Genomic DNA, 15247 nt, shown 5'->3' on the forward strand with positions numbered 1-15247 from the left:
ATGCTCGGACACACTCGAAAAATCATGAAAAATCTGGATGGGAAGAATCGAAAAACGAGCGCAGAAAAGCATATATCATATTGATTTTATTATATAATGATGAACGCCATCGGCCCAGGCAGCCGTGCTGGCGCCATTGAAAAGCACTCCCTGCCGGTTCGAACGTATATTTGTCAATAATCGACGATGGCTAGCCGAGTGCCTCGGTCGGAAGCCGGACATATTTGATTGCCCGACGATAATAGGTATAGGCGATGTGCAGTGTTCCGTCCGGGCCTTCAACGATTGAGGGATAGGAGAATTCGCGATTGAGCGAATCCTTGGAATTGTTGCTCAGGCAATAGCCATCGCCGGTATCGAGATCGACGACGCGATCGAAGTTTGCGCCGCCATCGTTCGATACGGCAAGGCTGAGAGGCGCGCGCGGCACGCCCCATACTGCCTTGCGGCCCGGTGTCACCGCCGCAGGGGCGCCCATTTTTATCTGATCGCTTTCGATCTCGTCGTAAAGCGATCGGCGTCGCGCATTGGAAGTCTCGATATTGCTGTGGTTGTAAGCCATTGCAATCCTGCCGTCCTTCAGCAAAACGGCCTGGATGGACGAGTTGTTGTTCGGCAGGTTGATGGGGCGTGGACGAGACCAGCTTTCGCCGTCGTCTTCGGACGCAGCCGACAGGACGTTCTTTGAAAAACGGTTGCGGAAGAAGGCTATCATCCGGCCCTTGCCAAGTGCCAGAATGTTCATATGGACTGCGCCGAGGCTGTCGGGAACGTCGGTCATCGTCCAGGACATTCCCTGATCACGGGAAATCAGCACGCCTGCGGTGTCAGCATCGCCACTCCAGCGTTGGCCCGGCAGACTGACGCAACGGAATGCCGGCAAGAGCCAGTCTCCTTTGGAGTTGGCCACGATCGGTTGCCGCACGAAGGTTCCGGCAGATCGCAAAGAAGCCGGACCGGCCCGAAGGTTTTTCCGTCGTCGTCGGATACTCGGCATTTGACAACCGCGCCATCCTGATCGCCGGAAGTCTGCGATGTGTAAAGCAGCCAGACGGCCCGGTCAGAAGCATTGAAAATCAAAGGGTTCTGCTCTGATCTTGAAGGATCGTCTGAAAGTTTCTGCGGCTCTGACCATTGCGTGGAGCCTGCGGCGAGCTTCGACATGTAAACCGATATGTCACCCATGCCCTCCATCGTGCCGCCGAACCAGACGCAGCTCAAGGTCCCGTCGGGGAGAAAAGCGAGGTTAGCGGCATGATTTTGGATGCATGGCGAGGGGAGGTAGGCGTCGGCGCGGCCAGCGTGAGCGGAATTCGGCTCGATGAGGCCGGTCATCAATGCGGGGACCTTTTCCGGCGGCAAAGCTGTCAAGTTCATGAGGTTCTCCTTATGGCAACTGCGCGTAGCTTTCGGACAAAGCCGCATACTCGGCGTCATTGAGCGCTACCAGTGGCGGACGCGTGCGTTTCCACGCGCTGTCGCCCGTCTTGAGGCCGACCATCGCCTTGATCGCCGGGATCTGCACATAGGAATTCGAAAGCGTGCGATAGGCATTGATGCGATGTTGCGCCGCATCGACCTCTGCCGCGCGTGTCGCGTCGTGAACATGGTCATAGACGGCGCGGAGCGAAGAGGCGACCAAATTGGACGTGGCGGTAATACAGCCGGCACCACCTGCCTTCAACAAAGGCAGCAGCAATGGGTCTGCGCCGCAAAGCACCGAAAAGCCAGGATGAGCGGCGATGATTGCCTGCATGTTATTGAAATCGCCTGCCGATTCTTTGATTCCAATCACGGTTTCGGGGAAGGCGTCGACTAGTCTGCCGATCAATGGGATCGAGATCGGAATGCCTGAGACCTGCGGGATATGATAGAGAATGACGCGCAGGCGACTGTCGTTGACTCGGCTCAGAATCTGCAGATAAGCATTGAAGAGGCCATCGTCAGATACGCCCTTGTAGTAAAAGGGAGGCAACATGACGACCTTGGTCACTCCGAGCGAAAGCGCATGATTGGTGAGCTCGATGGTTTCGGGAATGGCGGCAACGCCCGTCCCCGGCAGAAGGTTTTCGGCCGGAATGCCGGCGTTCAGGGCCGCTTCAAGAATCGTGCGCCGTTCGGCGATCGAGAATGAGTTCGCTTCGCCCGTCGTGCCGAGAAGCGCCACGCCGTGACATCCCTCCGAAAGCAGACGTTGGCAATGCTCGGTGAAAAGGCCAAGATCCGGGCTGCCGTCAGCGTTGAGAGGAGTGGTTGCGGCGCTGAAGACGCCTGTGATTTTGTGATTGCTCATTTCTTCCTCCTCGCAGAAGCGACGGCGCCTTCATGCTTTTTTCCCCATTGTTTTCGTCCATAGGATAAGTTGTTGTCAATCTTACAAGCTGCGCCTTGCTGCTTCCTCAATAGTAAGCTACTGTTATAACGTCATAAAAAATCACATCAAGAATTTTGAAGCCCAGAATCTGAATTTTATATTGACAGATTTACATTGTCGCGCAACTCTGCGGCTCATTCCATCGCGCTGGCTCGGGGAGGTCGAGGGCGCATTGAATGCTCATGGGAGGAGCAGATGACAATTCGCGAGAACCAGACTGCCTCACAAATTTCGCGGCGTGATGCGCTGAAGCTCGGCCTCGCGGCAGGCGTCGGCCTGACGATGTTCGGCATGAGCGCACGTGTTGTCATGGCCGAGGAAGGTCAGGTTCTGAAAGCCATCAATCCGGCTTTCGACCAGGATTGGTCGCCACTGCGCGGCGGCGGCAGAACCTTCCGCTGGAATTCTTTCTGGTGGGCATCGCCGATGTATTTCGACACAGAAGGCAAGTTGCAGCCTTATGTATTTACGAGCTGGGAATCGTCCGACAACAAGGTCTGGACCTTCAAGATCGATCCCAAGGCTGTTTTTTCCGACGGCAGCAAGATCACCTCGGCGGATGTGAAGGGTTCATGGGAAGTGGCCTCGATGCCGAACACCAAGAGCCAGCGCGCCGACCAGGTGCTGAGCAAGGTGCAAGGCTACAAAGAGATCGGAGCCGGTTCCGGTACTGAGCTTACCGGGGTTGCAACGCCGGATGAAGGAACCGTCACCGTTACGCTCACGCAAGCTGACCCGATTTTCTTCATGCGCCTGGCAAACCATATCATTCCGGTGACCAAGGCGTCCCAGTCGAGAGGCGGCGACGGCGAGGAGATTGCCGACTGGTATAAGCCGGACAATAATGCCGTCTATTCGGGTCCTTTCAAGCTGACGGGCATCGACATCGACGCTGGGACCCTGACATTTGAGCCGAACGAGAATTTCTTCGGTCCGAAGCCGAAGCTTGCTCGCATCGAGATCAGCTCGATCGAAGACAACGTGACGGCGACTTCGCTCATCAATTCCGGTGAATACAACGTCCACACGGAACTCGTCACCTCGACGATTATCCAGGATCTCGGCCCGGAGTTTTCGGCAGGCCCGATCATTCCTACGAGCCAGCACTTCTGGTTCAACACCTCGCGTGCACCGATGAACGATCCAAAAGTGCGCCAGGCACTGATCATGGCGGTTGACCGCGACGGTCTTTTTAAGGCGTCTTATCCGGATGGGCCGCACAAGAAGGCAGACCAGATCCTGAATTCCGTGCCTGGTGCGGACGGCTCCGGCTTCGAACCCTATCCTTTTGATCCGGAAGGCGCAAAGAAGCTGCTTGCTGAATCGAGCTATGGTGGTCCCGAGCGGCTACCGAAGATTATGTTCGTCGGCGTCTCGGCGCCCGCAATCCAGGCGGCTGCCCAGTTCATCGCAGAACAGTGGCGCCAGAACCTCGGCATTACCGCAGTCGACATGAAGCCGCAACAGGACGCCTATGCCGGCCCCGACCAGAACTCGGTTCAGATTTTCCGCGACGATGTCGGCACGCGCGTCCCGGATGCCGTTTCCTATCTTGCCGGTTCCATCGCCTCCACCTCCTCGAACGCCCAGAACAAGCTCGGGGGCTACAAGAACGACAAGGTGGACAGCCTGCTTGCCGAAGCCGCGACCAAGGCCGCCGACGACCCGCAGCGCGTGAAACTGGCGCAGGAGGCTCAAAAGGCGTTCCGCGACGATTGGGCATTCATTCCATGGTATTCTCAGGCGATGTCCCGCTGGGCGACGAAGGACGTCAAGGGCATGGAGAAGAACCTGGACTGGCAAGTCGTTGCGCCATGGGACATTTCGATCGGCCAGGCATGACGGCTTTCGCCGTTCTTGGTAGCAGAACAGCAACGGCGCGAAGACCGTAAGGCCTTCGCGCATGTTCAAGCAGAAGGCGCGGTTGTCCGCGGCGCTCCCGTGAAAACCGTGCCGAACAACAGGTGGAGGTGGCTTTGTTTCGCTACGTGTTAACGCGGTTTGCCATCTGGATTCCGTCCGTCCTTGTCGTGATGATGGCCGTTTATGCGATGGCATTTTACGGTGCCGGCGATCCGATCAAGCTGATCTTTCTTCGTGCACCGGGCGACGTCGCCTATAATCCGCAGCGTATCGAAGCCATTCGAGAGAGCGCCGGCCTCAACAAACCATTCATCGAGCAGTTCGGCTTTTACATCTGGAACCTGCTGCATGGCCAGTTCGGCAATTCGCTGACCTCGGGCCGCTCGGTCTGGGCGATGGTTTCCGCAGCCGCTCCCGTCTCCTTCAAACTGGCGCTGTGTTCGATCATCTTGACAGCGGTCGTCGCCATCCCGCTCGGCATGATCGCAGCGCTCAATCAGAATTCCAAGCTCGACTATACGATCCTCGGCTCGGCCCTGTTTTTATGGGCGATTCCTGCCTATGTCGCCGGACCGCTGCTCATGGTCGGATTGATCGCCTTCTTGCCGATGATCAAGGTTCCCTACGGCTGGGGCGGTATCTTTGATGTCCGCATCCTGCTGCCCCTGATAGTTTTGTCCTTTCAGCCGATTGCGCTTATCGTACGCCAGACGCGTGCGGCAGTCATTGAAGTGCTGTCGGAAGACTTTGTACGCACGGCACGCGCCAAGGGCGTGCCGGAAATCGTCGTCGCTCTCAGGCATATCCTGCGCCCGGTGCTGACCCCGGTCGTCACCCAGCTCGGACTCATCATGATCACCATCGTCAACGGCGCGATCTTCGTCGAACTGGTCTTCGGCCTACCCGGTCTCGGCCGCCTGACCGTGCAGGCGCTCACGAATTCCGATTATCCCGTCATCCTGGCGATCACGCTCATCGGATCCTTCCTGGTCATGGTCTCGAACCTTCTGGTCGATGTTCTCTATCCGCTGCTTGATCCACGCGCCAACGATGCAAGAAGGAGCCGCTGACAATGTCCGCCGTCCCCCTCTCGACCTTCGAGACCGACGAAGAAGCGCCAGTCAGCCTGTGGCGCGATGCCTGGTTCCGCCTGAAGCGCAACAGGCTTGCCCTTTTCGGCCTCGCGGTTGTCCTTGTGCTGGCCTTCGCAGCGGTCTTCGGACCATACCTTACGCCCTATGACTACCTGGGCCAGGACCTTGAGGCACGCAATGCCGTGCCCTCGCTGACACATCTATTCGGCACCGATGATCTTGGCCGGGATGTCTTCAGCCGCGTCGTCTACGGCACGCGCACTGCCTTTCTCGTCGCCGTGATCGTCACGCTCGTCGCCGTTCTGATCGGACTGACCCTCGGCGCTGTTGCTGGCTTCTTCGGCGATCCGTTCGATCGCCTCATCATGTGGCTGACCGATGTCACCATGTCCGTGCCGAACCTGCTGCTGGTCGTCGTCATCAACGCTTCGCTGAAATCGCCGATCACCAACTGGATGGAGGCCCGCTACCTGGAGACGCTCAATCCTTTTTATCGTCAGACGGTTTGGGTGGATTTCATCCTGGTTTTCGGGTCAATGGCCCTAATCGCCTGGCCGCCTTACGCCCGTCTCGTCCGCGCCCAGGTCCTGTCGATCCGCAGCCGGCCCTATATCACGGCGGCGCAGGCGCTCGGCCTTTCGAACTGGATCGTCATCAAGCGCTACGTCATTCCGAATGCGCTCGGTCCGCTGATCGTTTCCGTCAGCGCCGGCCTCGGTACGGCGATGGTGCTTGAAAGCGCCTTCAGTTTCCTCGGTGTCGGCGTCAATCCGCCCACTCCCAGCTGGGGCAACATGATCTCGGATGGCCTGCGCGTTTGGCAGCATTATCCGCACCTACTTGCCGCGCCGGCGGCGGTGCTTGGCCTTGCCTCGGTTGCTTTCAGCTTCCTGGGCGACGGTCTCAATGACGCGCTCAATCCGCGGGGCAGCAAGTAATGAATACGACCACCATTGAACGCCTTCTGGACGTACGCGACCTCACCGTCGAGATCGAGACACGCCGGGGTACCGCCGTCGTGGTCGATGGCATCGATCTTTACGTCAACAAGGGCGAAACGCTCGGCGTCGTCGGCGAGTCCGGTTGCGGCAAGAGCTTGACGATGCTGAGCCTGATGCGGCTCCTGCCCAACAAGATCAAGGTCGCCAGGGGCACGGCACATTTCGACGGGCGCGATCTGCAGACGATGTCGAACGCCGATTTGCGGAAGGTGCGCGGTGGTGACATCGGCTTCGTCTTCCAGGATCCGATGACCTCGCTCAATCCGGTGATGCGCGTCGGCGACCAGATCTGCGAACCGCTGATCTATCATCGCAAGATGAGTAAGGCAGATGCCCGCCTGCGGGCGGTCGAACTCCTGCGACTGGTCGGTATTCCCGGCCCTGAGGAACGCCTGATGGCCTACCCGCATGAGCTTTCCGGCGGCATGCGCCAGCGCGTGATGATCGCAATCGGCCTTGCCTGCAATCCGAAGCTACTGATTGCCGACGAGCCGACCACGGCGCTCGACGTCACGATCCAGGCCCAGATCGTCGATCTCGTGAAGGAACTGCGGGCCAAGCTTGGCATGTCGGTCGTGTGGATCACGCACGATCTGGCGCTGATTGCAGGTCTCGTCGATCGCGTGGCCGTGCTTTATGCAGGCACCGTCGTCGAAGTTGCGCCGGTCGATGAGCTCTATGCCCGGCCGAGCCATCCTTATACGCGCGGGCTGCTTGCGTCGATCCCTAAGCTCTCGGACCCGCCTGCGAGCCGTCTAAGTTCGATCGGAGGAACACCGCCTGAGCCCGGCCGCCGTGCGAAAGGGTGTCCGTTTGCCCCGCGCTGTCCGCTTGTCGAGACGATCTGCCACGAGCGCGTTCCGAAGCTTGAACCTTTGGCTGGAGCCGCCAACCACCGCGCCGCATGTTTTGTCGTGCAGAAAATGCAGGAGGCTGCGTGATGGGCGCTGAACCGCTTCTTAAGGTCGAAAACCTGGTCAAGCACTTCTACGTCAAGCTCGGCGCTTTCGGCGAGCGCTCGGCAACCGTCTATGCGCTCGACAACGTCAATCTGGATATCATGGAAGGCGAGACCTTAAGCCTTGTCGGGGAATCCGGTTGCGGCAAATCGACGACCGGTTTCACGATCCTCAATCTCTACAAGGCGACGAGCGGCAAGGTTGTCTATAAGGGGCAGGATCTGTCGAGGCTTGGCGAAAAGGAAATGCGGCCATTCCGCCGCGACCTGCAGATCGTCTTTCAAGATCCCTATTCGACGCTCAATCCGCGTATGACGATCGGCGAGGCGATCGGCGAGCCGATCCTCTTTCACAAATTGTGCGCTAAGGCCGAGATCAAGGACAAGGTCGCAACCCTCCTGAGTGATGTTGGGCTGCCGGCGCGCTTTGCGCAGCGCTATCCGCATGAGCTTTCAGGCGGCCAGCGCCAGCGCGTCGTCATCGCGCGTGCGCTTGCCTGCCAGCCGAAATTCATCGTCTGCGACGAGGCAATCTCAGCGCTCGACGTCTCGATCCAGGCACAGATCATCAATCTGCTGCTCGACCTACAGGAAAAATACAGCCTAACCTATCTGTTCATCGCGCATGACCTGGCGGTCGTCCGCCATATCAGCACGCGCGTCGGCGTCATGTATCTTGGCCGGCTTGCCGAGCTTGCCAGCCGCGAAGAGCTGTTCGGCAATCCGTTGCATCCCTATACGAAGGCGCTGCTTTCGGCCGTGCCGGAAACCGATCCTTCTCACGAGCGAAGCCGCAAGCGCCAGATCCTGCAGGGTGACGTTCCAAGTCCTCTCAACCCGCCGTCCGGCTGCCGCTTCCACACCCGCTGCCCGATCGCAATCGATGTCTGCAGCAGGCTCGTTCCTGAATGGAAGGAAGCAAAACCCGGTCATCTCGTTGCCTGTCACGCCGTCAATACGGGACAGACGACATGACGCTGAAAGTCGCCATCATTGCCGACGATCTGACCGGGGCGCTCGATACGGGCACGCCGTTCGTAAAGGCAGGGCTTGCGGTTGCGGTTGCCATTGATGTTGAGGCGGCAAAAGAGGCGATTGCGAGGCGCGTCGATGTCGTCGTGATCAACACAGCCTCGCGTGCTCTTGCCGAGGATGCGGCCGCACACAGGGTGCGGCTCGCAGCGGAGATCTTGGTGTCCGTCGAACCTGCGATCGTCATGAAGAAGATCGATTCCAGGTTAAAAGGCAACGTCGCTGCCGAAAGCGCGGCCCTTGCCGAGGTATTTGCCTTCAAGTCGGTTCTGGTCGCGCCGGCGATTCCGGATCAGGAGCGCATTACCTATCGCGGCTGCGTCGTCGGGCGTGGTGTGGATAATCCGATCCCGGTTGCCGAGGTTTTTGCCAACCATTCGCAAACAGTGGCTGTTGCAGATGCCAAGGACGATATTGATCTCGACTCTATCGCCGGCGAAAATGACTGGCGTTCGGTTCTTGCCGTCGGCGCGCGTGGCCTTGGCGCGGCCCTCGCCAGACGCCTGGGTAAGGCAGGCGTGCAAAGCCAAACCTTTGAGCCGGCCCGTAAGACGCTCTTTGCCTTCGGTTCCCGCGATCCGATTACGGCGAAGCAGATGGACCGCCTTGAGGCATCCGGTGCCCTGCGCATGATCGCCGACGCACCGATGGGTGCTGTGGAATGCGGCGAAGGTTTGGCGCTCCCGGCTCTGCTTCGCTGTAGCGGCGAAATTGCCGATGATGCTGCAGCCGTAGCGCATCGCTTTGCGAAAGGCGTAAAATCGGCCATGGACGATACGCAGCCGGATATGTTGGTGGTTGGCGGTGGCGATACTGCGCTTGCGGTGTTTCGTGAGCTTGGTATCCGCATCCTTGTCCCGAAAGGTGAAATCGAGGCAGGCGTGCCGTGGTTGGACGTTACAGCTGCAGACGGGCGGCATCTGCGTTGTGCGGTAAAGTCCGGGGGCTTCGGCAGCCCCGATAGTTTGCTAAGACTGATTGTGCGGAATCAGGCGGCGTAGCGGATGCCGGCGGGGAGAATGAACGTGGATGAAGCAAATGGCGCATCTTTGAACGCGGGCACCGGCCCAGCTGCAAAGCCAGAGCGCGGAAAGGCCGTGAAGCTGGTCGATCGCGTCTTCGACCAGCTTCTGGAGCGTATTCGCGTCGGAAACTATCCTCCTGATTCACGCTTGCCGGGAGAGCATGAACTGGCTTCGATGCTCGGCGTATCGCGCCCGATCGTTCGCGACGCGCTCGCACGCTTGCGCGACCAGGGCATGGTTTATGCCCGGCAGGGGGCAGGAACCTTCGTCAGCGCCCACGGTTCGCCTGCCGCGCAACTGGCTTACTCGCCTGTCAAGACGATCGCGGACATTCAGCGTTGCTACGAGTTCCGCCTGACGATCGAGCCCGCGGCGGCCTACTTCGCCGCCAAACGCCGCGACAGTGCAGCGCTTGAGAAGATCGCAACAGCGCTTGCGGACCTTCGTGAGGCGACGAACCACCAGCTTCATCGAACGGACGCCGATTTCCTGTTCCATCGGGCTGTCACTGAGGCTGCGAACAATCACTATTACACGGCCTCCATGGACGCCCTCAAACCGCATATCGCGGTCGGTATGCATCTGCATGGACTGTCGCTTCTCGGCCCCCGGCAAGGGCTTCAGAAAGTGTTTCAGGAACACGATGAAATCTACAGAGCTATTGCCGACGGCCGGGCAGACGACGCCCGGGATCTGATGCAGGCCCATCTCGAAGGATCGCGAGATCGCCTCTTCGAGGGCCGGGTTCTCGACCTTTCCTTTTAGCATCAGCGACGCTGTCACCGAGGTCTGTCGCTGCCACGGTCTGTGATCGGCACTTTCGTCTGCGCTCCTGCTCATGGAAAAGACAAAACAGTCTCTATTGGCGCGTGCCCGTTTGCGCTTGCACATGCTACGATATTGTTTCCTTCAACAGTTAGGGACGATCAACTCATGACGGGCCAGGATGGCAGTATTCTTGATTATGTCGGAATTCTTGCCGTGTTTTTTCTCGTGGGCGCCAATGGTTTCTTCGTGGCTGCCGAATTCGCATTGGTTTCCGTCAGGCGCAGCCGCGTGACCGAGCTTGTGGCCGCCGGACGCATGAACGCTTCAGCGCTTCAGCGGGCCGTGGACAATCTCGATGCAAACCTTGCGGCCACACAGCTCGGGATAACGATCTCTTCGCTCGCTCTGGGCTGGGTCGGCGAACCGGCACTGGCGCATCTGATCGAGCCGCTCTTGGCCTGGCTGCCCGGTGACTGGGCAAGGACAGGCTCTCATGCCATCGCAGTCGTCATTGCGTTCGTGATCATAACGGCGCTTCACATCGTGCTTGGTGAACTGGCGCCGAAGAGCCTCGCTCTCCAGCGTAGCGAGGGAACGTCATTGGCCGTGGTCCGGCCGCTCGGGTTCTTTCTTATCCTTTTCAAGCCGGCGATATTTGCCCTCAATGGTATGGGTAACCTCGTGCTTCGTGCTTTCGGCCTTCACCCCGGAACTGGCGAATCCTCCTTCCATTCTCCGCAAGAGCTGAAGTTGCTGGTGGCCGAAAGCCAGGAGGCGGGTCTTCTCAACCAGGTGCAGCAGCAGCTCGTCGAGCGCGTCCTCAATATCGGCGAGAGACCGATCTCCGACGTCATGACACCGCGTCTCGACGTCGAGTGGTTCGACGCCGACGACAGCGAGGCAGAAATTCTAAGGACGATTAGGGAGTGCAGGCACGAACAGCTTCTCGTCGCTCGCGGCTCAATCGACGAGCCGATCGGGATGGTTCTTAAGAAGGACTTGCTCGATCAGGTTTTGGACGGCGGCAAGATCCGGCCGATGGATGTCATCAAGCAGCCGCTGGTGCTTCACGAAGGAACCTCGGTGGTTCGCGTGCTCAGCAGCTTCAAGGCGTCACCGGTCCACCTCGCTATCGTCATCGACGAGTATGGCAGTCTGGAGGGGATTGTCACCCAGACGGACTTGCTGGAGGCGATCGCCGGGGAATTGCCGGGATCCGACGAGGAACCGGCTATCGTGGTTCGCGAAGACGGCTCACTGCTTGTTGATGCAATGATGCCGGCCTTCGACGCTTTCGAAAAACTGGGCCTGCGTAACAAACCGGATGCTGATTTCCATACGCTTGCGGGCTTTGCCCTTCATCAGCTCCAGCACATCCCGGAGACCGGTGAGGTTTTCGAGTTCGATGGATGGCGATTCGAGGTCATCGATATGGATGGTATGCGCATCGATAAGATCCTGGCGACGCGCAGTTCGACGCAAGGAGTGGATATCTAATTAGGCGCGCTGCCAATTCGATTGCCAACGACATTTGAAATCTCTAGCGCAACTCCGATCATGCCTGCCATGGTCAGGTTCAAAGATCGATTCGTGGCGATTAGACGCTGCACAATCTGGAGCTCCGGCACCTGCGGTTCATAGAAGCCGGTCGGTCGCGGGCAGAAAGAAATTTCCCAGTCGTCCATTGCGGGAAATCCTCATTCCTTTTATCTATTAAATTTATAGACAATATTCTGTTTCACCATTCACATCGGAAAGGAAAACAGATGGCCGCTTTGCGACTGGTCGGAATTGCCGGCAGCTTTAACCGTCCTTCGAAGACCTACGCACTCGTTGAGGACGTCGCAGAGCGCGCGGCCCAAAGATATGGCTTCGAGCGTAGCGTTTATGACCTGCGCGATGTTGGCCCATCGCTCGGCCGTGCGTTATGGCGAAAGGACCTGGACGATCAGGCGAAGGGCGTCATCGATGCGATCGTCAGCGCTGATGCCTTGATCGTCGGCTCGCCGACTTACAAGGGATCCTATCCCGGTCTGTTCAAACATTTGATCGACCTCATCGACCCCGATGAATTGCGTGCAAAGCCGATCATCGTCACGGCAACTGGCGGCGGAGACCGGCATGCTCTGATGGTCGAACATCAACTGCGGCCGCTCTTCGGGTTCTTCATGTCCCACACTCTGCCGACGGCCGTCTATGGATCGGATCGCGATTTCGCCGACTACAAAGTTTCTTCGGAGCCACTGTCCAAGAGGATTGGCGAAGTCGTGAGCGAACTTGCAGCTTTCTTTCCCGCCGCAGACGCGATGCTCGCGGCCGCCGAATAACGTTCGACGCTTGATGTCCTCGCGAAATCAAGGAGTGATCCGATGCAGACAACCCGGTGCGCGGCCGCAATAAAATGCCGCGGCATGTCGAGGTTTGACTTACGTAGAGGCGTGTCGCAATGAGCCGCATACTCATTCTCCCCGGCCTCTTCGGTTCAGGCGAGGGGCACTGGCAGGACTATTGGTTGAAGGAGCACCCGGACAGCCGGCTTGTCGAACAGGACGATTGGGATCGGCCCCGCTTGCACGACTGGATGCGCAGACTTGAGGAGACGCTAGCCGAGGAGGACGATGCCTATATTGTCGCCCATAGTCTCGGTTGTCTTTTGGCCGCTCAGCTGGCAGGTCGGCCATCGGCTCGGCGCGTCAGGGGAGCCCTTCTTGTTGCGCCATGCGATCTGCCTTCGACAGAAGCGCTCCACCCCGGTCACATCGCCTTCGGCACGATGCCGACCAGGGCGCTTCCTTTTGCGAGCATCGTCGTCGGCAGTCTCAACGATATCTATATAAGCCTTGAGCGGTTGACGATGTTTGCGTGCCTTTGGAAATCCGACCTCAGGAACATCGGATTGGCCGGACATATCAATGTTGCAAGCGGATTCGGGCGCTGGCCGAGCGGGTACGGTCTTTTGTCAACGTTGAAGAGCCGGACCCGCCACCGGCGGCGGGTTGAAGGCACGCTATCAGTCACCAATGTTTGAAGCGTGCAGCCGAACGCAGCCGCTTGCTGTCGGCTAAGATGAGCGTATATCGCTTGCGAGAGATGGAATTCAACCGTGATCCAGGAGAGAGGAACATACCCATGAGCCTTCGTATCAACGATATTGCACCAGATTTCTCCGCCGAGACGACGCAGGGACCGATCCGTTTTCATGAGTGGATTGCAGACGGTTGGGCGGTGTTGTTTTCGCATCCGAAGAACTTCACGCCAGTCTGCACGACCGAACTCGGCGCGATGGCCGGGCTCGAACAGGAGTTCAGCAAACGTGGTGTCAAGATCATCGGCATATCCGTCGATCCGGTGGAAAGCCACGGCAAGTGGAAGAACGACATCAAGACGGCTACCGGTTTCGATGTCGGCTATCCACTGATCGGTGACAAGGATCTCAAGGTCGCCAAGCTCTATGACATGCTGCCGGCAGGCGCAGGCGAGAGCTCGGAAGGCCGCACGCCAGCCGACAACGCCACTGTGCGCTCTGTCTTCGTCATCGGCCCCGACAAGAAGATCAAGCTCATCCTCACCTATCCGATGACGACGGGCCGCAACTTCAATGAAATCCTGCGTGCCATCGACTCCATTCAATTGACGGCCAAACATCAGGTGGCGACACCTGCAAACTGGCAGCAAGGGGAAGACGTCATCATCACGGCTGCGGTTTCGAACGAAGACGCGATCTCGCGCTTCGGCTCTTTCGACACCGTTCTTCCTTATCTCAGGAAGACCAAGCAGCCGGCCGGCTGATTGGCGCCTTGGAGCCTTTACGAGATAGGATCGGCGCGCATTGACCGCGGAAGCGGGCGATACGCGCCCAATCCATTGTCCCTGATGCTTTGCAAATCCGCATTCATGCCCTCGTCCGCGTCTTCCACAGCGTTTCGTTCGGTGCCAGCCGCTCGATAAACTCTGGCGAGGGACGGTGGTGGACGCAACGATGCGCCGCTCGCGCGTTATGGATCATCTTTGCTGACGTGCGGTCGATGTTTCGGTGCCCGAACCGGATTCATGCATCATCGACTGGAAGCAAGATCTCGCGGTTGGGCTCTGGGCTGCCCTGAGTGCTCGGCGCGGCCCATCGATCGGTGCGTCAGACCTTCCGGGGGCGGACCTCCATGAATAGGTATGGTGCGCCGGTTCCCGAAGGGATCGCAAAGACGTCATAGGAGGCCTGCGGGTCGTCGCCCATCCCCAACGAGCCAGGTGGCATGCCCGGCACGGCCAGCCCTCGGACCGGCGGCCGCTCGCGCAGCAGGCGCTGAACGGCCTCAAGCGGAACATGTCCCTCAAGGTAGTATTCCTCGACGATGGCAGTGTGGCATCCCTCCACGGCGGTGGGCACGCCCAGCCGCGCCTTGACTGCGGCAAGGTCGTCGGTGTCGCGCACGTCGATGGAAAATCCTGCCGCCGCCATCGCCTTCGACCATTCATGACAGCAGCCGCAGTTCGGGTCCTTGTAGACCGTCATCTTCGACGGGGCCGCGGCGCGGGCCCATCCGCCAAGAAACGCCAGGGTGGATGCCGCCATCGCGATAAAGCTTCTCCGGTGCATCGTCTCCACTCCTCGTTGTCCTGCCGCCCGGGATCCGGGCGGCAGGATGCCGCTATTTTACCTCGGTGACAGTCAGCTTGCCATTCACGCGTTGGGCCACGAACTCGATGTTCGAACCTTCTTTCAGCTTTTCCAGCAACGCAGGGTCTTCAACGCGAAAAACCATGGTCATCGCGGGCATGTCGAGGCTCTTCAGGTCTTCATGCTTGATGGTGACCTTCTTCGCCTTGGCGTCGACCTTGTTGACGACGCCCTTGGTGAATTCCTCGGCGAAGGCGCCGAAGGCCGCGCTGGCGCAGAGCAAGGCCGCTACGCCGATCTTGATCATTGCAGTTCTCATCTCTGTGTCTCCTTGGTTTCGATTACTTTCCAGCGACGGTGACGTCGCCGTGCATGCCGGCCTCGTAGTGACCGGGGATCAGGCAGGCGAACTTGAACTCGCCACCGGTGGTAAACTTCCAGACGATCTCGCCGGATTGACCGGCCGGAAGGCGGATCGAGTTTGGATCGTCATGTTCCATCTCGGGGAACTTCTCCA

General features: G+C 58.8%; 16 protein-coding genes and 1 pseudogene. 11 read left to right on the forward strand and 6 right to left on the reverse strand.

Going from position 1 to position 15247, the window contains the following annotated elements; translation table 11 throughout:
• Positions 1-190 precede the first annotated feature (190 nt).
• Both BLP23_RS25620 and BLP23_RS25625 read right to left on the reverse strand, forming a co-directional pair.
• Positions 191-1377: pseudogene (locus tag BLP23_RS25620) on the reverse strand (sialidase family protein).
• A gap of 10 nt (positions 1378-1387) precedes the next feature.
• Positions 1388-2293 carry a dihydrodipicolinate synthase family protein gene (locus BLP23_RS25625; protein ID WP_092587539.1) on the reverse strand — a complete coding sequence of 302 codons (906 nt, stop codon included), beginning with the start codon at positions 2291-2293 and terminating at the stop codon, positions 1388-1390.
• 276 nt (positions 2294-2569) lie between these two features.
• Between BLP23_RS25625 and BLP23_RS25630 the strand changes: the two genes are divergently transcribed.
• The 8 genes from BLP23_RS25630 to BLP23_RS25665 all read left to right on the forward strand — a co-directional run bounded on the left by BLP23_RS25630 (position 2570) and on the right by BLP23_RS25665 (position 11612).
• Positions 2570-4216: an ABC transporter substrate-binding protein gene (locus BLP23_RS25630; protein WP_092587540.1), complete on the forward strand. Its 1647-nt coding sequence runs from the start codon at positions 2570-2572 to the stop codon at positions 4214-4216.
• Between the two features lie 134 nt (positions 4217-4350).
• Positions 4351-5307, forward strand: coding sequence for an ABC transporter permease (locus BLP23_RS25635; RefSeq protein WP_092587541.1), 957 nt, complete (start codon positions 4351-4353; stop codon positions 5305-5307).
• Positions 5308-5309: 2 nt separating this feature from the next.
• Positions 5310-6269: an ABC transporter permease gene (locus tag BLP23_RS25640; RefSeq protein WP_092587542.1), complete on the forward strand. Its 960-nt coding sequence runs from the start codon at positions 5310-5312 to the stop codon at positions 6267-6269.
• Positions 6269-7273, forward strand: coding sequence for an ABC transporter ATP-binding protein (locus BLP23_RS25645; RefSeq protein WP_092587543.1), 1005 nt, complete (start codon positions 6269-6271; stop codon positions 7271-7273). The genes BLP23_RS25640 and BLP23_RS25645 overlap by 1 nt, the downstream gene beginning before the upstream one ends.
• Positions 7273-8265, forward strand: coding sequence for an ABC transporter ATP-binding protein (locus BLP23_RS25650; protein WP_092587544.1), 993 nt, complete (start codon positions 7273-7275; stop codon positions 8263-8265). The genes BLP23_RS25645 and BLP23_RS25650 overlap by 1 nt, the downstream gene beginning before the upstream one ends.
• Complete coding sequence (locus BLP23_RS25655) at positions 8262-9323, forward strand: four-carbon acid sugar kinase family protein (protein ID WP_092587545.1); 1062 nt, start codon at positions 8262-8264, stop codon at positions 9321-9323. Before BLP23_RS25650 ends, BLP23_RS25655 begins: the two co-directional genes overlap by 4 nt.
• A 24-nt stretch (positions 9324-9347) precedes the next feature.
• Complete coding sequence (locus tag BLP23_RS25660) at positions 9348-10112, forward strand: FadR/GntR family transcriptional regulator (protein ID WP_208603202.1); 765 nt, start codon at positions 9348-9350, stop codon at positions 10110-10112.
• A 168-nt stretch (positions 10113-10280) separates the two neighbouring features.
• Entirely contained in the window at positions 10281-11612 is a 1332-nt protein-coding gene (locus tag BLP23_RS25665; RefSeq protein ID WP_092587547.1) for a hemolysin family protein, read from the forward strand.
• Here BLP23_RS25665 and BLP23_RS25670 read toward each other — a convergent pair.
• On the reverse strand, positions 11609-11800 hold the full coding sequence (locus tag BLP23_RS25670; RefSeq protein ID WP_092587548.1) for a hypothetical protein: 192 nt from the start codon (positions 11798-11800) through the stop codon (positions 11609-11611). The two genes, BLP23_RS25665 and BLP23_RS25670, sit on opposite strands and share 4 nt — an antisense overlap.
• A gap of 81 nt (positions 11801-11881) precedes the next feature.
• Between BLP23_RS25670 and msuE the strand changes: the two genes are divergently transcribed.
• From msuE to BLP23_RS25685, 3 genes are all read left to right on the forward strand, one after another.
• A complete protein-coding gene (gene msuE / locus BLP23_RS25675; RefSeq protein ID WP_092587549.1) occupies positions 11882-12442 on the forward strand; it encodes an FMN reductase in 561 nt (186 codons plus the stop codon).
• A 119-nt stretch (positions 12443-12561) separates the two neighbouring features.
• Positions 12562-13143, forward strand: coding sequence for an RBBP9/YdeN family alpha/beta hydrolase (locus tag BLP23_RS25680; protein WP_092587550.1), 582 nt, complete (start codon positions 12562-12564; stop codon positions 13141-13143).
• A gap of 101 nt (positions 13144-13244) precedes the next feature.
• Positions 13245-13904 carry a peroxiredoxin gene (locus tag BLP23_RS25685; protein WP_092587551.1) on the forward strand — a complete coding sequence of 220 codons (660 nt, stop codon included), beginning with the start codon at positions 13245-13247 and terminating at the stop codon, positions 13902-13904.
• Between the two features lie 343 nt (positions 13905-14247).
• On the opposite strand, the gene BLP23_RS25690 is transcribed toward BLP23_RS25685, so the two are convergent.
• The 3 genes from BLP23_RS25690 to BLP23_RS25700 all read right to left on the reverse strand — a co-directional run.
• Complete coding sequence (locus BLP23_RS25690; protein WP_092587552.1) at positions 14248-14709, reverse strand: DUF411 domain-containing protein; 462 nt, start codon at positions 14707-14709, stop codon at positions 14248-14250.
• Between the two features lie 52 nt (positions 14710-14761).
• Positions 14762-15049, reverse strand: coding sequence for a copper-binding protein (locus BLP23_RS25695; RefSeq protein WP_092587553.1), 288 nt, complete (start codon positions 15047-15049; stop codon positions 14762-14764).
• Positions 15050-15071: 22 nt separating this feature from the next.
• On the reverse strand, positions 15072-15247 hold a 176-nt coding region (locus BLP23_RS25700; protein WP_233426816.1), incomplete at its 5' end, for a cupredoxin domain-containing protein.

Source organism: Rhizobium mongolense subsp. loessense (genome assembly GCF_900099775.1).
In the GTDB taxonomy this organism is placed as follows: domain Bacteria; phylum Pseudomonadota; class Alphaproteobacteria; order Rhizobiales; family Rhizobiaceae; genus Rhizobium; species Rhizobium loessense.